The sequence below is a fragment of the Bacillus sp. 105MF genome (assembly GCF_000374885.1).
Classification (GTDB): domain Bacteria; phylum Bacillota; class Bacilli; order Bacillales; family Bacillaceae_G; genus Bacillus_A; species Bacillus_A pseudomycoides.
In genome coordinates, this window is record NZ_KB895566.1 from 404,936 (window position 1) to 429,909 (window position 24,974).

General features: G+C 38.8%; 20 protein-coding genes, 23 tRNA genes and 1 pseudogene. 5 read left to right on the forward strand and 39 right to left on the reverse strand.

Annotated elements, in window-relative coordinates; all coding sequences use genetic code 11:
• Positions 1-20 precede the first annotated feature (20 nt).
• From menH to C564_RS0105095, 3 genes are read right to left on the reverse strand one after another with little or no spacing between them, the layout of a single operon-like run.
• On the reverse strand, positions 21-833 hold the full coding sequence (menH, locus tag C564_RS0105085; protein WP_018764643.1) for a 2-succinyl-6-hydroxy-2,4-cyclohexadiene-1-carboxylate synthase: 813 nt from the start codon (positions 831-833) through the stop codon (positions 21-23).
• The gene (menD, locus tag C564_RS0105090) at positions 830-2,584 is read right to left on the reverse strand and encodes a 2-succinyl-5-enolpyruvyl-6-hydroxy-3-cyclohexene-1-carboxylic-acid synthase (RefSeq protein ID WP_018764644.1); all 1,755 of its coding nucleotides are present in this window, start codon (positions 2,582-2,584) and stop codon (positions 830-832) included. Before menD ends, menH begins: the two co-directional genes overlap by 4 nt.
• Positions 2,581-3,975 carry an isochorismate synthase gene (locus C564_RS0105095; protein WP_018764645.1) on the reverse strand — a complete coding sequence of 465 codons (1,395 nt, stop codon included), beginning with the start codon at positions 3,973-3,975 and terminating at the stop codon, positions 2,581-2,583. The genes menD and C564_RS0105095 overlap by 4 nt, the downstream gene beginning before the upstream one ends.
• A gap of 191 nt (positions 3,976-4,166) precedes the next feature.
• On the opposite strand from C564_RS0105095, the gene C564_RS0105100 reads away from it, so the two are divergent.
• Entirely contained in the window at positions 4,167-5,120 is a 954-nt protein-coding gene (locus C564_RS0105100; protein WP_003208825.1) for a 1,4-dihydroxy-2-naphthoate polyprenyltransferase, read from the forward strand.
• Between the two features lie 216 nt (positions 5,121-5,336).
• A complete protein-coding gene (locus C564_RS0105105; RefSeq protein ID WP_018764646.1) occupies positions 5,337-6,068 on the forward strand; it encodes a yteA family sporulation protein in 732 nt (243 codons plus the stop codon).
• 43 nt (positions 6,069-6,111) lie between these two features.
• Here the strand turns inward: C564_RS0105105 and cspD are convergent, their stop codons facing one another.
• Positions 6,112-6,312, reverse strand: coding sequence for a cold-shock protein CspD (gene cspD, locus C564_RS0105110; RefSeq protein WP_001193049.1), 201 nt, complete (start codon positions 6,310-6,312; stop codon positions 6,112-6,114).
• A 500-nt stretch (positions 6,313-6,812) separates the two neighbouring features.
• Between cspD and C564_RS0105115 the strand changes: the two genes are divergently transcribed.
• Positions 6,813-7,595, forward strand: a complete 783-nt coding sequence (locus tag C564_RS0105115) for a TIGR00266 family protein (protein WP_018764647.1) — start codon at positions 6,813-6,815, stop codon at positions 7,593-7,595.
• A gap of 38 nt (positions 7,596-7,633) precedes the next feature.
• Here the strand turns inward: C564_RS0105115 and C564_RS0105120 are convergent, their stop codons facing one another.
• A complete protein-coding gene (locus C564_RS0105120; RefSeq protein ID WP_018764648.1) occupies positions 7,634-8,416 on the reverse strand; it encodes a MerR family transcriptional regulator in 783 nt (260 codons plus the stop codon).
• Between the two features lie 195 nt (positions 8,417-8,611).
• Here C564_RS0105120 and C564_RS0105125 point away from each other — a divergent pair, with 195 nt between their 5' ends.
• A complete protein-coding gene (locus C564_RS0105125; protein WP_003201474.1) occupies positions 8,612-9,334 on the forward strand; it encodes a lipase family protein in 723 nt (240 codons plus the stop codon).
• A gap of 478 nt (positions 9,335-9,812) precedes the next feature.
• Here the strand turns inward: C564_RS0105125 and C564_RS0105130 are convergent, their stop codons facing one another.
• The 5 genes from C564_RS0105130 to glgB all read right to left on the reverse strand — a co-directional run bounded on the left by C564_RS0105130 (position 9,813) and on the right by glgB (position 18,089).
• Positions 9,813-12,221, reverse strand: a complete 2,409-nt coding sequence (locus tag C564_RS0105130; protein WP_018764649.1) for a glycogen/starch/alpha-glucan phosphorylase — start codon at positions 12,219-12,221, stop codon at positions 9,813-9,815.
• An 11-nt stretch (positions 12,222-12,232) separates the two neighbouring features.
• Positions 12,233-13,669 carry a glycogen synthase GlgA gene (gene glgA / locus C564_RS0105135; RefSeq protein WP_026008469.1) on the reverse strand — a complete coding sequence of 479 codons (1,437 nt, stop codon included), beginning with the start codon at positions 13,667-13,669 and terminating at the stop codon, positions 12,233-12,235.
• Positions 13,670-14,020: 351 nt separating this feature from the next.
• On the reverse strand, positions 14,021-15,055 hold the full coding sequence (locus tag C564_RS0105140; protein ID WP_006096307.1) for a sugar phosphate nucleotidyltransferase: 1,035 nt from the start codon (positions 15,053-15,055) through the stop codon (positions 14,021-14,023).
• 18 nt (positions 15,056-15,073) lie between these two features.
• Positions 15,074-16,204, reverse strand: coding sequence for a glucose-1-phosphate adenylyltransferase (locus C564_RS0105145; RefSeq protein WP_018764651.1), 1,131 nt, complete (start codon positions 16,202-16,204; stop codon positions 15,074-15,076).
• Positions 16,152-18,089 (reverse strand): 1,4-alpha-glucan branching protein GlgB, encoded by a 1,938-nt coding sequence (glgB, locus tag C564_RS0105150; protein WP_018764652.1) that lies wholly within the window; start codon positions 18,087-18,089, stop codon positions 16,152-16,154. Before glgB ends, C564_RS0105145 begins: the two co-directional genes overlap by 53 nt.
• 550 nt (positions 18,090-18,639) lie before the next feature.
• On the opposite strand from glgB, the gene C564_RS34385 reads away from it, so the two are divergent.
• Positions 18,640-18,828, forward strand: a complete 189-nt coding sequence (locus tag C564_RS34385; RefSeq protein ID WP_224796217.1) for a CalY family protein — start codon at positions 18,640-18,642, stop codon at positions 18,826-18,828.
• Here the strand turns inward: C564_RS34385 and C564_RS38370 are convergent.
• The 29 genes and pseudogenes from C564_RS38370 to C564_RS0105295 all read right to left on the reverse strand — a co-directional run bounded on the left by C564_RS38370 (position 18,812) and on the right by C564_RS0105295 (position 24,943).
• Positions 18,812-18,994: a GNAT family N-acetyltransferase gene (locus C564_RS38370; protein ID WP_018764653.1), complete on the reverse strand. Its 183-nt coding sequence runs from the start codon at positions 18,992-18,994 to the stop codon at positions 18,812-18,814. The genes C564_RS34385 and C564_RS38370 overlap by 17 nt on opposite strands.
• Positions 18,981-19,223, reverse strand: coding sequence for a hypothetical protein (locus C564_RS38375; protein WP_018764654.1), 243 nt, complete (start codon positions 19,221-19,223; stop codon positions 18,981-18,983). The genes C564_RS38370 and C564_RS38375 overlap by 14 nt, the downstream gene beginning before the upstream one ends.
• 268 nt (positions 19,224-19,491) lie before the next feature.
• A complete protein-coding gene (locus tag C564_RS0105165) occupies positions 19,492-20,436 on the reverse strand; it encodes an L-lactate dehydrogenase (RefSeq protein ID WP_003201481.1) in 945 nt (314 codons plus the stop codon).
• Positions 20,437-20,902: 466 nt separating this feature from the next.
• Positions 20,903-21,346, reverse strand: coding sequence for a carboxymuconolactone decarboxylase family protein (locus C564_RS0105170; RefSeq protein ID WP_018764656.1), 444 nt, complete (start codon positions 21,344-21,346; stop codon positions 20,903-20,905).
• Positions 21,347-21,584: 238 nt separating this feature from the next.
• Complete coding sequence (locus C564_RS0105175) at positions 21,585-22,457, reverse strand: RNA polymerase sigma-70 factor (protein WP_026008470.1); 873 nt, start codon at positions 22,455-22,457, stop codon at positions 21,585-21,587.
• 152 nt (positions 22,458-22,609) lie between these two features.
• Positions 22,610-22,741 (reverse strand): annotated as a pseudogene (locus tag C564_RS0105180) (RNA polymerase subunit sigma-70); the annotation flags it as partial.
• 160 nt (positions 22,742-22,901) lie between these two features.
• A tRNA-Glu gene (locus C564_RS0105185) sits at positions 22,902-22,973 on the reverse strand.
• 6 nt (positions 22,974-22,979) lie between these two features.
• Positions 22,980-23,070: transfer RNA gene (locus C564_RS0105190), tRNA-Ser, on the reverse strand.
• 8 nt (positions 23,071-23,078) lie between these two features.
• Positions 23,079-23,153 (reverse strand) — tRNA-Asn (locus tag C564_RS0105195).
• 4 nt (positions 23,154-23,157) lie between these two features.
• Positions 23,158-23,234 (reverse strand) — tRNA-Ile (locus tag C564_RS0105200).
• Between the two features lie 11 nt (positions 23,235-23,245).
• Positions 23,246-23,316, reverse strand: a tRNA-Gly gene (locus C564_RS0105205).
• A gap of 12 nt (positions 23,317-23,328) precedes the next feature.
• Positions 23,329-23,404: transfer RNA gene (locus tag C564_RS0105210), tRNA-Lys, on the reverse strand.
• A 10-nt stretch (positions 23,405-23,414) separates the two neighbouring features.
• A tRNA-Thr gene (locus C564_RS0105215) sits at positions 23,415-23,490 on the reverse strand.
• Positions 23,491-23,504: 14 nt separating this feature from the next.
• Positions 23,505-23,580, reverse strand: a tRNA-Phe gene (locus C564_RS0105220).
• Positions 23,581-23,591: 11 nt separating this feature from the next.
• A tRNA-Asp gene (locus tag C564_RS0105225) sits at positions 23,592-23,667 on the reverse strand.
• Between the two features lie 2 nt (positions 23,668-23,669).
• Positions 23,670-23,746 (reverse strand) — tRNA-Met (locus C564_RS0105230).
• A 25-nt stretch (positions 23,747-23,771) separates the two neighbouring features.
• A tRNA-Ser gene (locus tag C564_RS0105235) sits at positions 23,772-23,864 on the reverse strand.
• Positions 23,865-23,881: 17 nt separating this feature from the next.
• Positions 23,882-23,958 (reverse strand) — tRNA-Ile (locus C564_RS0105240).
• A 4-nt stretch (positions 23,959-23,962) separates the two neighbouring features.
• A tRNA-Met gene (locus C564_RS0105245) sits at positions 23,963-24,039 on the reverse strand.
• Between the two features lie 16 nt (positions 24,040-24,055).
• Positions 24,056-24,128 (reverse strand) — tRNA-Ala (locus tag C564_RS0105250).
• Positions 24,129-24,142: 14 nt separating this feature from the next.
• Positions 24,143-24,216: transfer RNA gene (locus C564_RS0105255), tRNA-Pro, on the reverse strand.
• Positions 24,217-24,226: 10 nt separating this feature from the next.
• Positions 24,227-24,300 (reverse strand) — tRNA-Arg (locus C564_RS0105260).
• A gap of 3 nt (positions 24,301-24,303) precedes the next feature.
• Positions 24,304-24,392 (reverse strand) — tRNA-Leu (locus C564_RS0105265).
• A 16-nt stretch (positions 24,393-24,408) separates the two neighbouring features.
• Positions 24,409-24,483 (reverse strand) — tRNA-Gly (locus C564_RS0105270).
• A gap of 29 nt (positions 24,484-24,512) precedes the next feature.
• Positions 24,513-24,593, reverse strand: a tRNA-Leu gene (locus C564_RS0105275).
• A gap of 15 nt (positions 24,594-24,608) precedes the next feature.
• Positions 24,609-24,684: transfer RNA gene (locus C564_RS0105280), tRNA-Lys, on the reverse strand.
• Positions 24,685-24,688: 4 nt separating this feature from the next.
• Positions 24,689-24,763, reverse strand: a tRNA-Gln gene (locus tag C564_RS0105285).
• 11 nt (positions 24,764-24,774) lie between these two features.
• A tRNA-Tyr gene (locus C564_RS0105290) sits at positions 24,775-24,858 on the reverse strand.
• A 9-nt stretch (positions 24,859-24,867) separates the two neighbouring features.
• Positions 24,868-24,943 (reverse strand) — tRNA-Val (locus tag C564_RS0105295).
• Between the last annotated feature and the right edge of the window lie 31 nt (positions 24,944-24,974).

Genomic DNA, 24,974 nt, shown 5'->3' on the forward strand with positions numbered 1-24,974 from the left:
TTCCTCAAAAGAAAAAAGTGTCACTGTATGGTTTTGAGAAATCCCTCTACTATTGTACCAAACTTTTGCGGTTGTTCCACATGAATTGCATGGCCAGCCCCATCAATTTTGACAAATTTCGCGTGAGGGATGCGTTTTTGTATATTTTGTAAGATGTGAAAGAACTTCTGATCGCTCTCTCCATTCATTAACAAGACAGGCATTTTGAGCTCTTCAAGCTGACTCCACCAAGAAGGCTGGGCTCCTGTTCCCATGCCCCGAAGGCTATTTGCGAGTCCTTTCGTGTTATTAGCAAGTCGCTCTTTCCTTACTTGTTCTTGCACACCTTGTGATAACTTTTTTTGCGTTGCAAACAACGGGATATTTTCCCATCTATTTACGAAAGCTTCTATTCTTTCTAATTCAATTCGATCTGCAAGCTGTTCATCGCGCGCGCGGCGCTCTTTCCGGTCCGATTCCATCTCAAGTCCAGCTGTGCAGTTCTCTAATAAAAGAGATTTCACGCGGTTTGGATATAAGCATGCCATCGTAATCGCCAGTCTTCCGCCCATTGAATAGCCGAGTATATGTGCTTTTTCAATATTCAAATGATCGAGTAGTGTCGTCATTTGAAGTGCTACATTTTGAATATCATAATGCATAAGTTCCTCGGGACTTTCCGTTTTTCCATGTCCCACAAGATCAACTGTGATGACTTGGAACTGTTTACTCCATCCAGGAATAAACGAATGCCACGTTTCCATGCTCCCCGTAAAACCATGAAGAAGTAGAAGTGGCTCTCCACTACCGACCACTTCATATTCATACGTTATACCTTGCAGCGCTACTTTCATTCCGATTCACCTTGCAAAATTTCCGTAGCAACCTTCGATGTACTTGCCCATAAATCACGGTGCAATTGTAAATTCTCTTCTCGGTTTGTACAAATTTCCACAACGTGTAACCCTTTTTCCGTTGTTCCTTTTTTTACTTCATGACGAAATGCTTCCCAGTCATTTACACGCGAGAATGAACCACCGTACATTTTGACAACATGTTCATAATCAAGCCCAAGCGGCGTTCCGAATAATGATTCAAAATGTTCTTTTGACTTGTATTGTGGTAGGAATGAGAAGATGCCACCACCATCGTTATTAACAACGACAATTGTTACGTTTAAATCATGTAATTTTGCTGCTAAGAGTCCATTTAGGTCATGATAAAATGATAAATCACCAATGACTAATACGAGTGGTTCACAAACAGTGCTCGTTCCTAAGGCTGTTGAAATAATCCCATCAATCCCATTCACACCACGATTTGCCATGACATGAATTTTTTTATCTATGTTAAAGAAAAATGTATCTGTGTCACGAATTGGCATGCTATTGCTGACAAATAACGTCGATTCCTCTTGTAACACATGCACAATGTCTGTAATCACTTTTCCTTCAAACGCTGTTTCATATGTTTCGATTTCACGAAGCTTTTTCTTCGTTGCATCGTTTATATGTTTCCACATCTCGCACCAATCATTCTGTTCTCGCTTTTGCATATTATCTGTCATTGCTTTACAAAACGAGACGTCGCTTGCACATACCACTTCCGTTGCTACAAGAGCTGGATCTCTCCATTTTCCTGATTCATCTACAACAATATGGACAGCAGCCGTTTGTTTCTTTATATATTGCGTTAATGCCTTAGATACTGGCATACCACCGAAACGAATAATGACATATGGCTTCCATGTATCCTTCAACCATTCATTTCGTAAAAATGTATCATAGCAATCGATTACTAATGATTTATCGTGATTACCGCTCCGAAGACCTGAAAGCGGATCTGCCAAAATTGGATATCCAGTTTTCTCAGCAAGCTGCGTGATAACTTCAGCAATCTCTGGATGACTATCGTCTCCACAAATAATAAGCCCCTTTTCCATACTCAAAAGGCGCTCTGTAAGAGAACTTACATATTCACTCGTCATCGCCATATTCCCTTGATGAACTGCCCCTGTATATTCACCTCGTCCTTTTTCCCATAATTCCTCTAAAGAAAAGTCAGGGATCAACGGCTCCCGAAGTGGAAAATTAATATGGACAGGTCCCCTTGGCGCAAGAGATGCACTTGCAACAGCACGCCCGGCTGTCATACGGGCATAATGATACATCGGCTCTCTAGCTTCTGGCAGTGCCATCTCCATAAACTGTTTCACAAAGGAGCCATATAAGTTCAGCTGATTCATTGCCTGCGGGGCACCAACATCTCTTAGTTCATGTGGTCTATCTGCTGTTAAGACAAGCATTGGCACACGCGAATGAAAGGCTTCACAAATTGCTGGATAATAGTTCGCTGCCGCTGTTCCTGATGTACATAAAATCGCTACAGGACGCTTCTTCGCTTTCGCAATACCGAGCGCGAAAAAAGCAGCTGATCGTTCATCTACATGCAAATATGTTTTTATCTGTTCATGTTGCTCCATTAGCAAGGCTAGCGGCGTTGACCGCGAACCTGGACTAATGACAACATCATATACATTTAGACGCGCCAGTTCGTCCACAAATGCGCCTAAATAATATGATAATGCTTCTATATGATTATTCATTTCATTAATTCCTCCAAAGCACCAAGCATCGGTCTAAACTTCAAACTTGTTTCTTCATATTCAAGCTGTGGTACTGAATCAATCACAATACCGCAGCCGGCAAATAAGGATGCCTTGTCACCATTTAATAGCCCGCAGCGCAGGGCTACCGCAAATTCGCCGTTCCCTTTGTCATCTATCCAGCCGATTGGTGCTCCGTACAATCCACGGTCTAATAACTCTACATCACGGATGAGCTTCATCGCAGCGTGGCGTGGCGTACCACCAAGTGCTGGCGTTGGATGCAGTTCTTCCACCATTGAAAGAAGTGATGCTTCACCTTTCGCTTCAACCGGTGTATATAAATGTAGTAAATTTTTTGTTGTTAATAAACCTGGACGCTGCGGAATAGTAACGGATTCACACTGCTCTGTTAATACGCTACGAATCATATTGACTACATAACCATGCTCTGCTAAATTCTTTTCATCATGAAGAAGCGCATCACCATTTTGCTTACTTTCTTCTATAGAATTACCATGACCAATCGAACCAGCAAGGCACATCGATGTAAATTTTCCGCCTTCTTTTCGAATTAATCTCTCAGGCGTTGCTCCTAAAAAGCATGCTCCTTTATAATCGAAGGAAAACACGTAACAATCCGGTTGCCCAATACGGAGCGCCTCTAAAACACGAGCAGAATCAATATTCTGATCCATCGTTAGTTTTAATTCTCTTGCCAATACAACCTTTTGTACAATTCCTTTTTTCATTTCATCCTGCACTTTTACAATTGCATTCATCCAGCTCTTTGGATCAACTTCTACTTTAGAAGTTACTGTTAATTTCGCTTCTGTAAGCGGACAGTTGCATTCTTCTAAAATTCTTTTTTCCAAAGAAACAATTTCTTCATACACTCCCTGTGCAGAGTCTTCAGCTGAAATAAATGTATTCATTGTTAACCATGCTTTTTCATTTTTTACCGTTAAAAGAAAAGCCGGTAACGATAATGTTGTATCTTTAAACTCTTCCCAAAGATCCGTTTGTTCTTTTTCTGGATCAAATGAAAAGCTACCAAATAAAAGTGGACCCGTTCCAAATTCATACTCTTCTCTGTGAACAATTGCTTTCTCTTGCACTTTACTCCACTTTTCGTGGGCATTTTGAAAGCGTTTGTCAGAAGAATTTGCTATAGTGAAAACAGAGCCAATTCCAGCAAATATGACATGCTGAGATGGGTCTGCAAAATAACATCTATTTTCGGATGCAATCCTTTTTCCTGCTGCATAAAAAAGAAGCGGATCCATCCAATCTATTTGTTTTACAAAACTGACCAATGTTTTTTCATTCGTCGCATGTTTAATAGCTGCCAAAATCACTTCTTGTAAATCTTTTTGTTTCGTCTGAATCACAAAGTCTCCCCCCTATGGGCGAAAAATAGTCATAAATACGCTTGATTTTAAGATACACCTCAAACGAAAGCCCTGTCAACGTTTAGCATTTCTGAGAAATTCCCCTTCTCTTCCTAGAAAATAAACGTTGACACTAAATGATGCTTTTCCTACACTTAATTGTGTATATTATGTGACAAGGAGGATTCAACATGGAAATGAAAGTCGAAACGAATTCCTCTCCTATGTCGCCAAAGCCAAGTAAACAAACAGGCTGGCGCATTTGGTGGAGTTTATTACGTCCTCATACATTAACAGCAGCTTTTGTTCCTGTTTTTATTGGAACAGCTTATGCAATGCAAGTAGGGGGTATCAATCAAATACATCTCCCTCTTTTCTTTATCATGCTTCTTGCTTGTCTTCTCATTCAAGCAGCAACAAACATGTTTAATGAATACTTTGATTATAAAAGAGGATTAGATCACGAAGGTTCAGTTGGTATCGGTGGTGCCATTGTCCGTGACGGAATTCAACCAAAAACAGTCCTTAATTTAGCATTTGGATTTTTCGGTATCGCAATGCTTTTAGGCGTTTATATTTGTATGAACTCTAGCTGGTGGCTTGCTGCAATCGGTCTTGTTTGTATGGCTGTTGCTTACCTTTATACAGGCGGCCCACTTCCGATTGCCTATACGCCTTTTGGAGAATTAACAGCAGGATTATTTATGGGTGTTATTATTATTGGTATTTCATTTTTCATTCAGACAGGAACTGTAACATCAGAAATTATTTTAGTATCTATTCCAAATGCGATTTTAATTGGAGCGATTTTACTTTCCAACAACATTCGTGATTTAGATGGAGATAAAGAAAATGGCCGTAATACATTAGCGATTATTGTTGGACGTGAGAACGCAATTGGTGTTCTTGCTTCCATGTTTATTGTTTCCTACATTTGGACAATTGCCCTAATCATTGTCGGAATCGTGTCCCCATGGATGCTGATTGTTTTCCTAAGTGCCCCGAAAGCATTTAAAGCGACAAAAGGATTTATCGGCAAAAGTATTCCAATGGAAATGGCACCTGCGATGATCGCGACGGCAAAAACAAATACAATCTTTGGTTTCTTAATGGGAATCGGACTATTACTTGGTTATTTCCTATAAAAGAGGAGCTGCTAGAGCAGCTCCTTTTTCCATTTTCAAAATATATCGGCGATTTTTTAAATATATCGACCGTTTCTCCTCATATATCGGCACTTCGACACAACATATCGATCGATCGACATTTTACAACACGATCGACTCACTCAAATACCGGGATATTTCCCGCAATCAAGCTCATACTACATAAAGAAACCGAATTGTAGGAAGGTGGATACTATGTTAACTCCACAACAAATCAATCATTTTAAATCCATTTTAGAAAAGCAACTGCACGAAATTGAACAAACGCTGCAAAGTCATGAAGGCGAAGACCGCGCCTCTGAACGGGAATCTGTTGGAGAATTATCCGCTTATGACAATCATCCCGGCGATATGGCTACCGAATTATATGAACGCGAAAAAGACTTCGGGCTTATTGAATTTTGGCATAAGCAACTGCAAGATACAAAGCATGCCTTACAAAAAATCGAAGCTGGCACATATGGGGTTTGCGAAGTTTCTGGTGAAGAAATTCCACTAGAAAGATTAGAAGCGATGCCAACTGCTACGACCTGTATAGAACATACAACGAATAAATTAAACTTAAGCGCACGTCCCGTTGAAGAAGAATTAGTAGAGCCACCGTTTGGCAAATACGATATGGACAGTGCCGTAGGATACGATGCAGAGGATGCTTGGCAAGATGTTGCTTTATACGGAACATCAGAAACACCATCTGATTTAGAACGCCGCGACTCGAAAAACTTTGATGAGATGTATGTAGATGCTGAAGAACCACGCGGTTACGTAGAAGACTTTGAAAACTTCATCGGAACAGATATGTATGGAAAGAATCCACAGGTGTATGCAACAGAAGAGCATGAAGAATATGAACAGATGCTGGATGATTTTGAAGAACAAACTTATAAAGGTGAGTTATCTCCGAATGAGTCTAGTTCAAAAGAATAAAAAAGCATTCCGAAATTCGGAATGCTTTTTTCTCGCTAGCTAATTAGTTTTTTGTAACGTTAGCAGCTTGTGGTCCACGGTTACCTTCAACGATTTCGAAAGAAACTTCTTGACCTTCTTCTAAAGTTTTGAAGCCGTCGCCTTGGATAGCTGAGAAATGTACGAATACATCGTCTCCACCTTCAACTTCGATGAAACCGAAACCTTTTTCGCCGTTAAACCATTTAACTTTACCTGTTTGCATGTCATGTACCTCCTAAATAAAAATGAAACTATGAATCCACATGAAAAGGTGGATATAAAGGACATGAATGTATCTCAGACCTGATGCCTTGAATTAAACACGCTTTATTTCCGTACCACATTATGTAGCTCAATAGTGATTTCACTATATCACGCTCTATCAAAAACGTCAAATGAGAACACTTTCATTTCAGCATTTTTCTCATATTTTTTTAAAAGGTTCACAAAATATGTAAACTATATGTAAAGTGAAACTTTAATCAGTGGGGGTTTTCTTCATCCCCCACTGATTAGTAGTTGAACGAATCGGGCTTTTACAGCCCATGCCAAGTGAAAACAAAGAGAGCAAACGCGAGCAGGTCACCTGTTGTTTTTCGTAGCAGTCACTTATATGTTGAACAATCAAAACAGATTTTTGTTTAAAAATTAACAAAACGATAGTTTTCTAATCTCATTAATTTCTGTACAATATTAGTATCCACTACATATGAGGTGAAAATAATGAAAGCACATGAAATTGAGTATAAATTATATGGCGATGATATGCAGTTTGTTGAAATTGAATTAGATCCAGAAGAAAGCGTAATTGCAGAAGCTGGAGCAATGATGATGATGGAAGACCATATTGAAATGGAAACAATCTTCGGTGACGGTGCTGGAAAGTCTAGCGGCCTATTCGGTAAATTAATGGGTGCCGGAAAACGACTCGTTACAGGTGAGAGTATGTTTATGACCGTATTTACAAATACAGGTCATGGCAAACGTCACGTATCATTTGCTGCACCTTACCCTGGAAAAATCGTTCCAGTTGATTTAACAGAATATCAAGGCAAAGTAGTTTGTCAAAAAGATGCATTCCTTTGCGCCGCAAAAGGTGTTTCTATCGGAATTGAATTCACGAAAAAAATTGGTAGCGGCTTCTTCGGCGGTGAAGGCTTCATTATGCAGAAGCTTGAAGGTGATGGCCTTGCTTTCATGCACGCAGGTGGCACAGTATACAAACGTGAGCTTAAGCCCGGTGAAAGACTCCGCATTGATACAGGGTGTCTCGTTGCAATGACAAGAGATGTTTCCTACGACATTCAATTCGTAGGAAACGTAAAAACTGCGTTATTTGGCGGAGAAGGTTTATTCTTCGCTACATTAGAAGGACCAGGAACAGTTTGGATTCAATCCTTAACATTAAGCCGTTTAGCAGCGCGTCTTACAAGCCCTGCAGCTCAAAGTAGCGGGGAAGGTAGCGTTTTAGGTGGACTTGGTCGCCTTCTTGATGGAAAAGAATAAGGCCCAAATCGCTATGTCATAAGACGTAGCGATTTTTTTCACTTATCTTTTTCTCCTGTAGGACTGTACATACCATGTTGAATCATATAATACTCCATTGCCGCATTTAACCATTCCTCTTCTTCCTTTGTATATGGTGATGGAATCATATTTTCATACTCATCTTCCATATTTTCTAATCCATTCAAAGAGCATATCGTTTCTTCTCCCACATATGTAAGAGTTGCCTTCATATGTTGATCGACAAGCTTTTGTACTTCTGGATCATGGACTGGTTTTCCAAATAATCTCTTTACCTCCTTCGACAACTGAATAAATTCTTTATCCAATGCCACCATCTCTTCTTCAGATTTATCGTATAATCGATCAACGACTTCCTTATCCATATATTCCTCAAGCCATAGGCGTTGTTCACTTTCTTTTTGTATATTGCAAATTAAACTCATTAAAATGTCACTATCTACTTGCCCTTCATCTTCTAATAAAGTAATTGTTCGATTAATTGCTTTCAAAGAAATTTCGATATGCTCCTTTTTCTCTTCAAAAGCTTGTTTCTGACTTTGTAATGTTTCTTTTAAACTTACATTAAAGCTAGACATATTTATCATTACAGATATTTCGTCTAGACTATATCCTAAAAATTTTAGACTTACTATTTTTTGCAACGTTAAGATGTCTTGCTTTTTATATGTTCGACGTCCGGAACTAGGATGTTTTTCGGGTCTAAGTAACCCAATTTCATCGTAATAATGTAGCGTCCGTATTGATATGCCTGTTCTTTTCGAAAACTCTCCAATTGAATAGTTTTCACTTTTACTCATCTTAAATCCCCCCTACATTCTTTTTACCGATGTGGTTACTCAAATCATACTACCTCACGTAACTGAAGGTTCAAGTGTTAATTTGTAAAAAACATTCATTTTTCATTGCACTTTGTTTTCAAGCCACTCAAAGAATGATTCCCCATCCCCACTCATATATTGAACTATTACTTCTTCTTTAGGAGGGCTTCTCTGATGCGTGCTCCTTTATCCTTTGATAAAGATACTGCCATATTGCTAGCTTCTTGCTGCGAGTTAACATATGATCAATATAAACAAAATGGGATTTTTCAAATACCTGAAGGATTTCAATATGTACAAGGTTTTCAGGCTAAGGTTATGCAAACAACAGAGTGGTTTGGATTCATATTAGAATCTGAAGATACAGTCATCGTAGCGTTTCGAGGGACCCAATCCGATCCAGAGTGGGTCATTGATTCACTTGTGAACCAAAAACCTTATCCATACGCCTTAAATAGCGGAAACGTCCATAACGGCTTTCTCTCTGTTTATGAATCGTGCCGTGATACGATTATGGATATGCTCGTATCTTTACCATCACATAAAAAACTACTCGCCACAGGGCATAGCCTAGGCGGAGCACTTGCCACACTACACATATTAGATGCACGCGTTAATACTGCGTTTGCACAATACGGTCTCTATAACTTCGCCTCTCCAAAAGTCGGTGATATTACTTTTCGCAACTACTATAAAATGCAAGTAGCCAGCAGCTTTCGCTTCGTTAATTTATTCGATGTGGTCCCGCTTCTTCCACCGCGCAAAGTACATTTTAATGACCAAGACTGGGAGTATACACATGTTCATCACAACTTGACATTTACGAAAAATACAAAATCTATCGTCAACAACCACGCCATGACAACATACAAAACATGTCTGACTTCTCATTTTTGATACGGAAACATTTGGAAAAAATATACTATTATATTATAATAATCTATGTAATTATTTTTGGATGAGAGGACCTTACATGCTAAAATATTTCTTTGCAATTTTTCTCGTTATACTTTTTACGGTCACAGGTTTCTGTACATTCTCATACTTTGCTACAGAGGAATATGGTGGGACTGGTGTTTTGTATTCAGTAAATCCTTGTATCTCAGTAGCAAACTAAGTAAAAACAGCTTGGAAAATTTCCAAGCTGTTTTTACTTTACGAATTCCACTCATTCTTCTTTCATGTTTTTTCATCAATATTTTCCAATAAATAAAAGCCCCTCAAAATCTTGACAAGGGACTCTATCTTATTCCTATATATCCATTTTGATTTTCCAACATATAAGTCGCCTCTATGCATGGCCGGATGCTTTATCCCACCTAAAAAGAATGGTGGGTTATGTCGGTTTTTTAATTTGTATTTATATATATTCCATTCACGAAAGCTTAACCCTATCACCAATACCCCAAATCTCATTACTATACTGCAGAATCGTTCGATCACTAGCAAAGTGTCCTGATTGTGCAATATTGATGATAGACATTTCTAGCCACTTTCTTCGGTTTTCATATGCTCTTCCTACATCTTCTTGACGCTCTGCATATGGACTAAAATCACGAAGGACAAAGTACTCGTCATTTTGAATAACAAGAGAATCATAAATTGCTTCAAATTCGGCTCCAACATTTGTGAAAAAGCCATTTATTAACTGATCGACTACTTTTTTTATGTGCATATTATGATGATAGTAATCATTTGCACGATATCCACCATTTTGATAATAATGAAGCACCTCTTCCGCTGTTAAACCAAAGATAAAACAGGCTTCATCTCCTACTTTTTCTCTTATTTCAATATTGGCCCCATCCAGCGTTCCGAGCGTAATTGCACCATTCATCATAAACTTCATATTCCCTGTTCCTGATGCCTCTTTACTTGCTGTAGAGATTTGCTCACTTACATCTGCTGCTGGGAAAATATATTCAGCTAAAGAAACCCGATAGTTTTCTAGAAAGATAACTTTCATATATTGACTCACATATGGATCTTGATTTACCTTTCTAGCAAGTTCATTTATTAATTTAATAATTTTTTTCGCATAATAATAGCCTGGCGATGCCTTCGCTCCAAAAATAAATGTACGCGGATAAAACGAAAAGCTTGAGTCTTCTTTTAAACGATTGTACAAATACAAAATATGTAACACATTTAATAGTTGCCTTTTATAAGCGTGCAATCGTTTTACTTGTACATCAAAAATGGAACTCGGGTCAACGATAATCCCCATCTTGCTTTGAATTTGCTCTGCTAAAATATATTTACGCTCTTGCTTTACATCATGCAACTTGTCTTGAAAAGCAGTGTCATGTTGAAAGCTTTGCAGTGATTGCAACTGAATCGGTTGCTTCTTCCATTCCGTTCCAATTGCTTCTGAAATGAGATTTGCAAGCTGCGGGTTCGCCTTCATAAGCCAGCGCCGATGCGCGATTCCATTTGTCTTATTGTTAAATTTCTCCGGATAAAAATCATAAAACAATCGCATTTCACGTTGCTTTAAAATTTCTGTATGAATTTTTGCCACGCCATTTACACTATAGCTTCCGACAATTGCTAAATGTGCCATTTTGACAAGATCATGTGCGATAATTGCCATATCTTCAATCCGCTTCCAATCATACGGATATCGCTCCCATAGTTCATGACAAAAGCGTTCATTGATTTCTTCAATAATCATATAAATTCGTGGTAATAACGGTTTAAAAATATGGATTGGCCACTTCTCAAGTGCTTCTGATAATGTCGTATGATTCGTATAAGAAATTGTCTGAGTCGTAATATCCCATGCTTCTTCCCAAGCAAGCTTTTCTTCATCTAGTAAAATACGCATAAGTTCTGGAATTGCTATAACGGGATGCGTATCGTTAATGTGAATCGCGATTTTCTCATGTAAATTACGAAGCGTTCCATTTCGCTCTCTATGCATGCGAACAATGTTTTGTAAGCTTGCTGATACAAGGAAATACTGCTGCTTTAAACGTAGTATTTTCCCTTCATCATGCGTATCATCCGGGTATAAAAATTCTGATACCACTTCTGTTTCACGTTTATATTTCAAAATATCTTTACAATTTTGTGGAAAAGGAACCGGCTCTGCATTCCAAAGGCGAAGTGTATTCACAGTATCTGTTTCATATCCAACAACCGGAACGTCATATGGAACTGCCATAATCACTTCCGCATTCGTATGACGAAATTCGAGGCGACCATTCATTTCTATCGGTTCTACATTTCCAAAGTAGCTCACTTCTACCGCTTGATCATGTCGTCTTACTTCCCAAACATTTTCATGAAGGAGCCACTGTTCTGGTAATTCTACTTGATATCCATCCACAATTTTTTGATCAAACAAGCCATGCTTATAACGAATACCACATCCGTGCCCTGGAAGATTTAAAGATGCAAATGAATCGAGAAAACAGGCTGCAAGGCGGCCAAGTCCTCCATTGCCAAGCCCTGCATCCGCTTCACTTTCTTCCAATTCCTTTAATGAAATTCCAAGCTCTGAAAGGCCTTGTTCACATACATCACGGATACCTAGATTTAGTAAGTTACTACCGAGCAAACGACCAAGTAAAAACTCAATAGACAAGTAATACATTTGCTTTTGATTCCCTGTCCGGTACCTTTCATTTGTTGCAATCCAATGCTGATTCATATACTCACGTACCATACGACCAAGTGTATTATACTGGTCACGACTGGTAGAATCTTTGAAACTTTTTCCATACATCGTTTCTAGTTTTTCTAAAAAGGCTACTTTAAAGCTTTCAACATGAGTAAACATTTTTTCACCACCTAAGAGTGTTTCAGCAAACTTTTATATAGTTCCTTATATTCAAGAGCTGACTTTTTCCAGCTATAATCCTCTGTCATCGCTTGTTTTACAAGCTGATTCCATACCGGTTGATTATGATAATACTTCAGTGCACGACGAATCGTATGTAACATGTCATGAGCGTTAAAATTTCTAAAGCTGAAGCCATTTCCATTCTCTGTTTTCTCATTATAAGACTGAACTGTATCGTTCAATCCTCCCGTCTCTCTTACAATTGGGATCACACCATATGCCAGTGCAATGAGCTGTCCGAGTCCACATGGTTCAAATAATGATGGCATTAAAAATAAATCGCTCCCTGCATATACTTGATGCGCTAGCTCTTCATTAAACCCGATATACACTTTCACTTTTTCTGGATACTCATATGCCATCCATTCGAAAAACTGCTCATATTCAGAATCCCCTGATCCTAAAATGATACATTGTACATCGTCTTCCATCATTTCATGAAAGACAGTACGTACTAAATCAAGGCCTTTTTGCTTTGTTAATCGCGTTACCATCGAAATAATTGGCGTATCTTCTTTTTCTGGCAAACCAAAGTAGCGCTGTAATGCGCGTTTATTTTCTTGTTTTTCATACAATGATTTTGCATCATACTGCGCAGTAATATAAGGATCCGTTTTCGGATTATATACGCTCGTATCAATACCATTTACAATCCCGCTCAGCTTATCATTATATTTCCGTAACAAACCATCTAATTTTCCACCAAAAAATCCATATTGGATCTCTTCTTTATACGTCGGGCTAACCGCTGTAATGCGATCTGAAGCGATGATACCGCCTTTCATAAAGTTAACGTTCCCATAAAACTCAAGCTGTTCACTATCAAAATATTCATCACCAAGTTCCAGTAAATCATGCATAACTTCACGAGGAAACACACCCTGGAACTGCAAATTATGAATCGTATAAACAGTTTTAATATGCTCATACAATGGATGATCCCCATACTTTTCACGCAGTAAAAAATTCGCCATCGCTGTATGCCAATCATGACTGTGAAGGATGTCCACTTCAAAATCTAGGTGCGGCATACACTCTAACACCGCCTTAGAAAAGAAAGAAAAACGTTCTCCATCATCATAATGTCCATAAAGAGAATCCCTTTTAAAATAATATTCATTGTCGATTAAATAATACGTAATCCCGCCTTGCTCCCCTTTTAAAATCCCGCAATATTGATTTCGCCAACCGAGCTGCACATTGATTACCTTATGAAGCGTACATGCTTCTCGCAAGTGCTTGGGAATAAGGCTGTAGTTTGGTAGGATAATACGGACGTTTACTCCTAATTTTTTCAATTCTTTTGGAAGTGCACCCGCCACATCTGCTAAGCCACCTGATTTAATAAACGGTACGCATTCTGATACTGCAAATAAAATATTCACGTGTTGTTCCACTGCCTGAAAAGCGTGTACACCATGATCCGCCCTTCTTACAGCTTCCTCCCTTCGGATTTTAAATTCATATCATGATGAGCCAGTGAATCCCTATTGGATAGAATTTCACTGGCTATATATATCCATTTTGATTTTTCGACATATAAGTCGCTGCTACGAAGAACAAAAGATGATTGCTACTTGTTTTGTTTTCTCTCTTTGTTTTAACTCTTTGTTTTCACTTGGCATGGGGCAGGAAAAGGATCTGACCGCCTCTATGCATGGGCGGATGCTCTCTTCCACCTTAAAAAGAATGTTTTCTATCAGTTTTCCAATTTGTATTTAACTTACATAAAGCTTTTAAGAATAACTAGTAATATTTTGACTTTGAACACTGCCCTTTTCCAAAACGTATGGATTATCAGGCGTTCCTGTTAAAACCACACCATCCTCAATTTTAACATCCTTATCAATAATGACGCCGTCTAATATACAGTTATCTCCAATTTGGCTCTTTTGCATAATGATGCTATTTCGAATAACCGAACCTTTCCCAACCTTAACAGAACGAAATACAACACTATTCTCAACTTTTCCTGCAATAACACTGCCGTTTGCAATCATTGTGTTTTGCACCTGTGCTCCTTTTATATAACGTGTTGGTGGTTCATCCTTTACTTTTGTAAAAATCGGAGCTTCTTTCGTAAACAACTGCTTCCAAATAGAAGGCTGCAAAATTTCTAAACTATGTTTATAATAATTTTCAATCGAATCGATTACTGCTACATACCCTGTATGCTCATATGTAGTAATGTACAACGACTCTCCTCGTTTCTCTTTGACTACATCAAACAAACTATAGTGTTCCATGTCTTTATATGTTTCAAATAAATCTAATAATAACTGTTTCTTCAGCACATAAGTTTGCAGTGATACGCCTTCATGGCATACTTCTGTAACATCCGCGCCCGTATGTATATGTCTTTCTAATATCTTTTGAAAATTCAATGCTGTAACAAGATGACTATTTGTAATAACAACATACTCTTGTCTACTGCGCAGAAAATAGTCAATATGTCTTCTAAAATGAGCGAAGGAACCAAACTCATCTTGATTACATTGGCAATTCGGAGGAAATAAAAATAAGCCGTCGCGTTTTCTATCTAAATCCCATTGTTTTCCTGATCCGAGATGATCCATCAAGGAACGATTTTTATGACTCGTAAAAATCGCTACACTATGAATATGGGAATTAACCATATTTGAAAGCATAAAATCAATGAGACGATAACGTCCTCCAAATGGTAGTGCTGCCAGTGAACGGTGCCCTGTTACTTTCTTTAAGGAAGAAAAACTCCCTGTTGCATTAATAATTCCTAACATTGATTCTCCCATTCATCTTATCCTCCTTCACTATTTCCCCTCAGCTATTAGTACGACATCATCGATATTTTTTTCTGGACGAATAATTGTCCCATCTTCAATGACCATACCCGATCCGACAATCGCTCTTTCAATGACAACATTTTTACCGATGCATGCATCTGGCATAATTACCGAATCGATTACCATACTCCCTTCTCCAACCGTCACTCCTTGGAATAAAACAGAGTGTTTTACATCTCCTTCAACAACGCATCCTTCATTAATTAATGATTCTTCTACCTTTGCGCCTTCAGCAATATACTGCGGTGGCTCATTTGGATTCACCGAATAAATGCGCCAGCTATGATCATTTAACTGTAAGGTCGATTCTTCTCGAAGCAAGTCCATATTTGCTTCCCATAAACTTTTTACAGTTCCAACATCTTTCCAATACCCTTCAAATGGGTAAGCAATGAGCTTTTTCTCTTCGTCTAATAAAAGCGGGATGACATCTTTTCCAAAATCATTACTAGATTCTGGATTTCTTGCATCCATCTCTAAATATTCTTTTAAAACAGCCCAATTAAAGATATAAATTCCCATCGAAGCAAGATTGCTTTTTGGAAGTTGTGGTTTTTCCTCAAATTCAACAATTTCCATATCCTCATTCGTATGCATAATGCCGAATCGACTTGCCTCATCCCAAGGTACTTCAATAACTGAAATCGAAACATCTGCTTCTTTTTCAATATGGTAATCTAACATTTTACTGTAATCCATTTTATAAATATGATCTCCTGACAAAATCAGAACATATTCCGGATCGTACTGATGCAAATAGTTTAAGTTTTGATAAATAGCACTCGCTGTTCCTGTATACCATTTCACTCCTGAAGATTCCGAGTACGGAGGCAATACGGTCACGCCGCCATTCACACGATCTAAATCCCAAGCATTACCGATTCCAATATAACTATGAAGCTCAAGTGGCTGATACTGCGTTAAAATTCCAACTGTTTCAATACCAGAGTTTGCACAATTACTTAATGTGAAATCAATAATTCGGTACTTACCGCCAAACGGAACAGCTGGCTTTGCTAAATTTTTTGTTAAAGCACTTAAACGACTACCCTTTCCTCCTGCTAGTAACATCGCTACGCACGTCTGCTTTTGAACCATCTTGTTTTTTGCTCCCCTTTCTCGTTTTCACTGGTCTTAAAATGGATACGCCAAATGGTGGAATTGTTATTTCTACATGAGCAGACTGATTATGATACGGCTCTAGAATTGTCTTTAGGCGCTTTTTATTTACCTGCCCTGAGCCGCCATATATTGCTGCGTCACTATTTAAAATCTCGTTATAATACTTGAACTCTGGTACACCTACTTTATAATTTTCATACACAATATTAGTAAAATTACATATCACAACAAAGATATCGTCTTCCTTATCCCCTTTACGAATAAACGAGAAAATACTTTGTTCTTTGTTATCGGCATCAATCCACTGAAATCCTTCCTGCGAATGATCCAACTGCCAAAGTGGTTTAGAGCGCTTATACAATGCTATGAGCTCTTTAAAGTAATCATGCATATAACGATGCATTTCAAAATCATGCAAATTCCAATCTAAATCCTCGAGATCTTTCCATTCGTCAAACTGACCAAATTCCCCACCCATAAAGAGTAATTTCTTTCCAGGATGCGTAAAGAAATACCCGTATAATAAACGCAGTTGTGCAAACTTTTCCCAGTAGTCTCCTGGCATTTTATTTAACAATGATTTTTTTCCGTGAACGACTTCATCGTGAGAGAGCGGTAATATAAAGTTTTCGGAGTAAGCATATAGCAAAGAAAATGTCATTTTCTCATGAATATATTTCCGATATTCCGGTGCACACTCCATGTATTTTAGAACATCATTCATCCAGCCCATATTCCACTTATAATTAAACCCTAGTCCGCCTTCATACACTGGCGCAGTCACAAGTGGCCAAGCTGTCGAATCTTCTGCGGTCATCAAAAATTCTTCGTCCTCTGCAAATACTGCCTCATTTAACTCACGCAAGAAGGAAACGGCGTATTCATTACTTTGCTGCTTCCCTTCTTTTTCCCAGTACAACATATTCGCAACCGCATCGACACGAAAGCCGTCAATATGGTAATACTTCATCCAAAACAGTGCATTTGAAATTAAAAAATTACGCACTTCCTGTTTTCCTAAATCAAAATTTACTGTGCCCCAAACGTGATTTTCCTGTACATCCAAATCTTTATATTCATAGGTCGGCGCTCCATCAAATAAATACAACCCATGAGCATCTTTACAAAAATGACCCGGCACCCAATCTAAAATGACACCGATTCCATATTTATGACATTCATCGACAAAATACATGAAATCATGCGGTGTTCCAAACCGGCTTGTCACCGCATAATATCCGGTTCCCTGATATCCCCAGGAACGGTCATATGGATGTTCCACAAGCGGCATAATTTCAATGTGGGTAAATTGATGTTCCGCCACATAAGGAATGAGCTCCTCTGCCATCTCTCGATACGAGTACAGAGAGCCATCTTCTTTCTTTTTCCATGAACCAAAATGCAACTCATAAATTGCCATTGCTTCCTTGTAAATTAATTTTCGTTTCTTCTTTCGAAACCAATTTTTATCATTCCATTTATATCCCTTTATATCAAAAATAACAGATGCCGTATTTGGTCTTACTTCTGCATATGTTGCATAGGGATCTGCTTTTAAAATTGTTTCACCATCTGGAGTTTCAATCGCATACTTATATATTTCATTTTCCCCCAAATGTGGTATAAACAATGACCAAATACCCTCTTCTGCCATTTTTCGCATCTTATGCCCTTCAATATCCCACTCATTAAAATCGCCAACTACACTCAGAGCTTTCGCATGAGGAGCCCATACTGTAAATCGTACGCCTTGTATTTCATCTTCCGTTACAAGATGCGCGCCAAATATGTTATAGCTCTCATAACACTGCTTTGTATGAAATTCATACACACTCTCTTCTATACAATTTGTTACACTCAATATGTTCACCTCACTAAGATGACAGAATTTTTATTACTTTGTAAACATTCGATAGGAAACTGAAATATCCTTGTGTATTTTTAAATAAATATACGTTTTTCCGCGGAAATTAAAGGTAACACTTTAATTTTTCGTCAAATTTATCGAATTTTGACGAATATTCATTGAAAGCGCTTTATTTTTTGTTCGTCCTTTTTTATTTTCCACAAAAATATACAATAGTAAGAAGGTCTCTATTTTTCTAGTTTCTTCCCTTCTTTATTATCTTGAAACAAATGTTTTCTCATAAAGTGAAACTTTAATCAGCTCTCACCAATTGGGTTTTTACGGGCAGTTTATCTCCCACCTAACTTCTTTGTTTCCATTGAATTTTGAGGTGAGATTATTACTGCCCACGAATAACGGAGTAAAACATTTACTGGAAATCATGCTTTCTAACTATCCCCTCACTTAAATACTATATTTTATCTAATTGTTAGTAAGGCGATATATATTTTACTCTAAACATGGGGGCTTATTATAGCATAGCGCTTCTCCTATTTTAACAACCCTGAAACATCAAAATAACGCATTACAAGCTGGTATAATATATTTATCTAATCCTACTGTTACCGTCAATATGAAAGATTTAAAGCCAGGTAATTCGTTCAAGAAGAACTTCAAAACTGAAAACAAAGAAAAGTACCGACTCTCGGTACTTTTCTTATTTTTTCATTTCTTATTTACTTGTAAACCATAACTGTTTGTAACGGAGTAAAACTTATCTTTTCATCAATCTCTTGAGCAAAGTTTGTGGAAAATACATTAAGACGTACTTCCTCATATCCATTTCTTTTCAACTCTTCAATCCCAGCCTGAACTAGCTTTTTGGAAATCCCTTTACCCCGAAATTCAGATAAAACCAATTTCCCTTTCTGTAAAATAATCCGTATTTGTCCCTACTAATATCCATCCAGCTATTGAATCATTCTCTTTGTATACAAGATAATACGCCCCTTTTTCAATAAGACCTGTCATCATCTGTATCGCCTTTTCTCCGGAAATTGTTCCATGATTTTGAATACCTTCATTAGCAGATAATACTGCATTAGATAGTATGTATGTTGTTTCTTCAGCATTAGCTCTTTCTATCATAACTTTATTCCCCTCATTTTTATTACGCTCTCATGAAATAATTCTTTACGATCGCTACCCCCCATTTTATGGATTTAATTTCCATATAAAAAAATAAAAGCACTCTATACAAAATAGGGTGCTTTTCCTATAAATGATCCTTTCCCAGCAAAAGGGGGTGTATATTTGGGGATATACAGGGAAACTGGAAAAGGAATTTATACAAAGTTATATAAAAATTCAGAATCCGGAAGCAATTTCCCGCTTCTGAATTATTTATCAATTATCCTTATAGTACTGGTGCCATTGTTTCTTTTAATACTTTTACAGAGTGAGTAAATTTCGCTTTTTCTTCTTCATTTAACTCAAGCTCCACGATTTCACGTACACCTTCGCGGTTAATGACAGCTGGAACACCTACATAAGCATCTTTCTCGCCGTATTGACCTTCAAGGTATGCAGATACAGTTAGTACACTGTTCTCGTTGTTTAAGATCGCTTTAGTTACACGAAGTAGTGACATACCAATTCCGTAGTAAGTTGCACCTTTACGCTCGATGATGTGGTAAGCAGCATCGCGTACATTTGCAAAGATTTTATCTAAATCATCTTGGTTATACTGTTCGTTGTTCGCTAAGATTGTTTCTAGCTTTTGTACACCTACAGTAGCGTGGCTCCATACTGGAAGTTCAGTGTCACCGTGCTCACCAATGATATATGCATGAACGTTACGTGGATCTACATCTAAATAGTCACCTAACATGTAGCGGAAACGAGCAGAGTCTAAAGTTGTACCAGAACCGATTACGCGTTCTTTTGGTAATCCAGATTCTTTCCAAGTTACATAAGTTAAAATATCAACTGGGTTAGTTGCGATTAGGAAAATACCATCAAATCCGTTATCCATAATGCCGCGAACGATTTGCTTAAAGATTTTTGTATTTTTCTCAACTAAATCTAAACGAGTTTCACCTGGCTTTTGTGGTAATCCAGCAGTGATAACAACTAAATCTGCATCTTTGCAATCTGCATAACTACCGCTCCAAACTTTTGTTGGTGATGGAGAGAATGGTACCGCATGGCTTAAGTCCATTGCTTCCCCTTCCGCTTTAGCCTCATTTACATCCACAAGTACAAATTCTTCAGCTACACCTTGGTTAATCATTGAGTAAGCATAACTACAACCTACTGCACCTGTTCCTACTAATACTACACGATTGATACCTTTTTTCATGGTAAATTCCCCTCTCTATTGTTCACATTTATTTTTTTTATTATTGTTTAAGTAATTAATTAAAATACTAATTTAATGTTGTTTAACTTCTTTACATTCATATTGTAGCACGATTCATTGTGAATACATTCACAAATTATGACCTATTTGTGAACTTTCTCACAAACAGTAGAAAGTTATGATATTAGGTGTGGAATCAATTTTAATGGAAGCCTTTTCTTTAGATTGTGAAAAGCTTATTTCCTTATATTTTATCGTTTACCTATTAAAGATTAGATCATACATAATTTGCAAAAGCTCTATATACTTCCCATTACAATTTCTTTATACTCAAAAACGAAAAAGCTATCCTTTCAGCAGTATTTCCAGAAAGAATAACTTATTTTTTCGTTTTTGGAACCATCCTTTTTCTTAGTTTGTTGACAGTATGAGGGTGCCTCTACAAACTATTAGTAACATCTCCATCTTATCTTTTTTCCGGCATTAAACGGGTAGATACCCCAATTCGATTCCATGCATTAATAGTAACAATCTGCATAATGATTTCAGCAATTTGTTCTTCTTCAAAGAAATTTCTTACCTCTTCATATACCTCATCAGGAACGTGCGTTTCCGCTACTAGTGTAATTGTCTCTGTCAAAGCAAGCACAGCACGTTCTTCCTGCGTAAAAAATGGTGTCTCACGCCAAGCATTAAGAGCATAAATACGTTGCTCTGTTTCCCCTAGTTTTCGTGCATCTTTCGTATGAATATCAATGCAATACGCACATCCATTGATTTGAGAAGCCCTGATTTTAATTAGCTCTTTCAATATTTCATCAATACTTGTAGTCATCAAGTATTTTTCTAAACCTACCATTGCCTTATAACCTTCCGGATTTACCTTTCCCATTAAAAATCTTGTTTCCATCTTATATTCCCTCCATAAAATTAGTTTGTACTTTGGTACCAGGATATTTAATAAGGTCTTTCATGAATTATTTCAAATCACTATCTGCCGTAAAATATTTTCATTCACGACAGAAGCTCTAATAGAAAACATACAAGCATCCCTTTTATATCCTGTCACTTATAAGACAAATTAGCTTTTCAATTTGTGACAAAATAAAAAAGAGATCTAAAAAAAAGATCTCTTTTTCAATTACATGCTATAGAACTGGAATATGCTTTAGTTTATCAGGATTGACTACAATGTAAATTCTTCTAATGGATTCTCCGCTTTCATCCCACTCAAAGCATATGGCCTTCTCTGCACCGCCCTTATTCCTTGCTAAAATACCAAATTGACCATTTATGATAGTTGGGAGAAGCTCCAATTGGAAAAATCCTCGTGAAACAATAGACTCCAAAAATATCTGGATACGCTGTTTGCCCATAATCGGAAATATAGCAGCACGTACTTTACCGCCTCCGTCAGTGACAAGTGTTGCATCTACTGTCAGTAAATTAATAAATCCCTCAAAATTTCCTGTTTCTGAGCCTTTGATAAAGGTATGTATCATCTTTTCTGTATGATCCAATTGTTGCGGATGTATGGGTACTTCATGCCTTATCTTCTCTTTACAACGACTAAAAATCTTTCGGCAATTTGCCTCTGATTTGTTTAAAAGTTCCGCTATTTCACGATACTCGTACTTAAACACTTCTCTTAAAACAAATATAGCTCTTTCAACAGGTGTTAACATCTCTAACAGTACAAGGAATGCATAGGATACTCTTTCGGTTTGCAGTAGTGTTTCCATTGGATTTAATTTCTCCGTATCTATCTCTGGCTCAGGAAGCCATTCTCCTGTATACATTTCTCTCTGTTTCCGCGCAGACTGTAGTACATTCAAACAATGGTTTGTTGTCACCTTAATTAAATATGCTTTCATATTTCTAATTTGTTCTTGCTCCATATGCTGACTTTTAATGAGTATATCCTGTGCAACATCCTCCGCATCACTAACAGAGCCAAGCAGGCGGTATGCAACAGAGTAAACTAAGGGTTGATACGTTCGATACAAAGTTTCAAAATCCATACTATCACTCCATTCTATAGCGTGTTCCAATATAAAAATATATGATTTGTTATAATTCTTTCTGTTACGAAAGGAACGATTCTTCATTTTATACAAACTCTTATATATTGCTGACATGATAATATTGGTTAATTTTTATTCATTGGTATAGATAACAATGCTTTATAGATTGTATCTTGAACAATATCTTCCGCTTCCACTGCATTTACACCGATTTTAAGAAGATATCTATAAATATTCTTAGACGTTTGTATAATTATTTCTTCAACTTTTTCATATGCCATTGCTCTCTCCTTTCTATTAGTTAGACGCCTCAAAAAGAAAAAAGTATACAAAAATTATCAATTTTAATAAAAAAAGCAGACTTTGATAAGTCTGCTTTTTCTTGAAGAAAATATCATTATAAACAAAAAGAGATAGCAGATTATGCTATCTCTTTAAGTATGACCCGTACGGGATTCGAACCCGTGTTACCGCCGTGAAAGGGCGGTGTCTTAACCACTTGACCAACGGGCCAATTTCTGGCAGAGAAGAAGGGATTCGAACCCTCGCACCGCGTTAGCGATCTACTCCCTTAGCAGGGGAGCCCCTTGAGCCACTTGGGTACTTCTCTATATAATATGGCTCCGCAGGTAGGACTCGAACCTACGACCGATCGGTTAACAGCCGATAGCTCTACCACTGAGCTACTGCGGAATAATGGTGGGCCTAAATGGACTCGAACCATCGACCTCACGCTTATCAGGCGTGCGCTCTAACCAGCTGAGCTATAGGCCCCCAATGGAAAAAGCGGGTGAAGAGAATCGAACTCTCGACCAGAGCTTGGAAGGCTCTTGTTTTACCACTAAACTACACCCGCATGAAACTAAAATGGTGAGCCATGAAGGACTCGAACCTTCGACCCTCTGATTAAAAGTCAGATGCTCTACCAACTGAGCTAATGGCTCATTTTGAAAGTGGTGCCGGCTAGAGGACTTGAACCCCCAACCTACTGATTACAAGTCAGTTGCTCTACCAATTGAGCTAAGCCGGCTTGCTATTTCAAAATGGTGGCTCGGGACGGAATCGAACCGCCGACACGAGGATTTTCAGTCCTCTGCTCTACCGACTGAGCTACCGAGCCTTTATGTAAAATGGCGGTCCCGACCGGGGTCGAACCGGCGATCTCCTGCGTGACAGGCAGGCATGTTAACCACTACACCACGGGACCATTGGTTGCGGGGACAGGATTTGAACCTGCGACCTTCGGGTTATGAGCCCGACGAGCTACCAGACTGCTCCACCCCGCGACGATACAATATTCTTTTGGAAAAATGGAGGAGGTAGAGGGATTCGAACCCCCGCGCGACTCTCGCCGCCTGTCGGTTTTCAAGACCGATCCCTTCAGCCAGACTTGGGTATACCTCCAGGGAATTTACTTTAAATGGTGGACCTTGTAGGACTCGAACCTACGACCGGACGGTTATGAGCCGTCTGCTCTAACCAGCTGAGCTAAAGGTCCTTTATGGTAGCGGCGGAGGGGATCGAACCCCCGACCTCACGGGTATGAACCGTACGCTCTAGCCAGCTGAGCTACACCGCCATAATAAAGTTATAAGTGGAGCCTAGCGGGATCGAACCGCTGACCTCCTGCGTGCAAGGCAGGCGCTCTCCCAGCTGAGCTAAGGCCCCATGTTTTAAAAATATCGGGAAGACAGGATTTGAACCTGCGACCCCCTGGTCCCAAACCAGGTGCTCTACCAAGCTGAGCCACTTCCCGTTAATAAAAGCGCGCCCGAGAGGACTCGAACCCCTAACCTTTTGATCCGTAGTCAAACGCTCTATCCAATTGAGCTACGGGCGCATATGGTGCCGAGGGCGGGGGTCGAACCCGCACGGTGGTCACCCACCGCAGGATTTTAAGTCCTGTGCGTCTGCCTGTTCCGCCACCCCGGCATGTCATATTGAAAATTGGAGCGGAAGACGGGATTCGAACCCGCGACCCCAACCTTGGCAAGGTTGTATTCTACCACTGAACTACTTCCGCAAGACATGTATGAGATATTTTATTAAAAGTGCGGGTGAAGGGAGTCGAACCCCCACGCCAAAGGCGCCAGATCCTAAGTCTGGTGCGTCTGCCAATTCCGCCACACCCGCATATTTTTTAAAAAATGGTGAGCCATGAAGGACTCGAACCTTCGACCCTCTGATTAAAAGTCAGATGCTCTACCAACTGAGCTAATGGCTCTTAATGGCTGGGCTAGCTGGATTCGAACCAGCGCATGACGGAGTCAAAGTCCGTTGCCTTACCGCTTGGCTATAGCCCATTAATTAAGAATGGTGGAGGGGGGCAGATTCGAACTGCCGAACCCGAAGGAGCGGATTTACAGTCCGCCGCGTTTAGCCACTTCGCTACCCCTCCGACATTATATGGTGGAGGATGACGGGATCGAACCGCCGACCCCCTGCTTGTAAGGCAGGTGCTCTCCCAGCTGAGCTAATCCTCCATTTGCCTGGCAACGTCCTACTCTCACAGGG

What these genes read in the sequence shown, in the direction of transcription:
- menH (WP_018764643.1), bottom strand. Translation starts at nt 833, where the DNA reads ATGAAAGTAGCGCTGCAAGGTATAACGTATGAATATGAAGTGGTCGGT.
- menD (WP_018764644.1), bottom strand. Translation starts at nt 2,584, where the DNA reads ATGAATAATCATATAGAAGCATTATCATATTATTTAGGCGCATTTGTG.
- C564_RS0105100 (WP_003208825.1), top strand. Translation starts at nt 4,167, where the DNA reads ATGGAAATGAAAGTCGAAACGAATTCCTCTCCTATGTCGCCAAAGCCA.
- C564_RS0105105 (WP_018764646.1), top strand. Translation starts at nt 5,337, where the DNA reads ATGTTAACTCCACAACAAATCAATCATTTTAAATCCATTTTAGAAAAG.
- cspD (WP_001193049.1), bottom strand. Translation starts at nt 6,312, where the DNA reads ATGCAAACAGGTAAAGTTAAATGGTTTAACGGCGAAAAAGGTTTCGGT.
- C564_RS0105115 (WP_018764647.1), top strand. Translation starts at nt 6,813, where the DNA reads ATGAAAGCACATGAAATTGAGTATAAATTATATGGCGATGATATGCAG.
- C564_RS0105120 (WP_018764648.1), bottom strand. Translation starts at nt 8,416, where the DNA reads ATGAGTAAAAGTGAAAACTATTCAATTGGAGAGTTTTCGAAAAGAACA.
- C564_RS0105125 (WP_003201474.1), top strand. Translation starts at nt 8,612, where the DNA reads ATGCGTGCTCCTTTATCCTTTGATAAAGATACTGCCATATTGCTAGCT.
- C564_RS0105130 (WP_018764649.1), bottom strand. Translation starts at nt 12,221, where the DNA reads ATGTTTACTCATGTTGAAAGCTTTAAAGTAGCCTTTTTAGAAAAACTA.
- C564_RS0105140 (WP_006096307.1), bottom strand. Translation starts at nt 15,055, where the DNA reads ATGGGAGAATCAATGTTAGGAATTATTAATGCAACAGGGAGTTTTTCT.
- C564_RS0105145 (WP_018764651.1), bottom strand. Translation starts at nt 16,204, where the DNA reads ATGGTTCAAAAGCAGACGTGCGTAGCGATGTTACTAGCAGGAGGAAAG.
- C564_RS38375 (WP_018764654.1), bottom strand. Translation starts at nt 19,223, where the DNA reads ATGATAGAAAGAGCTAATGCTGAAGAAACAACATACATACTATCTAAT.
- C564_RS0105165 (WP_003201481.1), bottom strand. Translation starts at nt 20,436, where the DNA reads ATGAAAAAAGGTATCAATCGTGTAGTATTAGTAGGAACAGGTGCAGTA.
- C564_RS0105170 (WP_018764656.1), bottom strand. Translation starts at nt 21,346, where the DNA reads ATGGAAACAAGATTTTTAATGGGAAAGGTAAATCCGGAAGGTTATAAG.
- C564_RS0105175 (WP_026008470.1), bottom strand. Translation starts at nt 22,457, where the DNA reads ATGGATTTTGAAACTTTGTATCGAACGTATCAACCCTTAGTTTACTCT.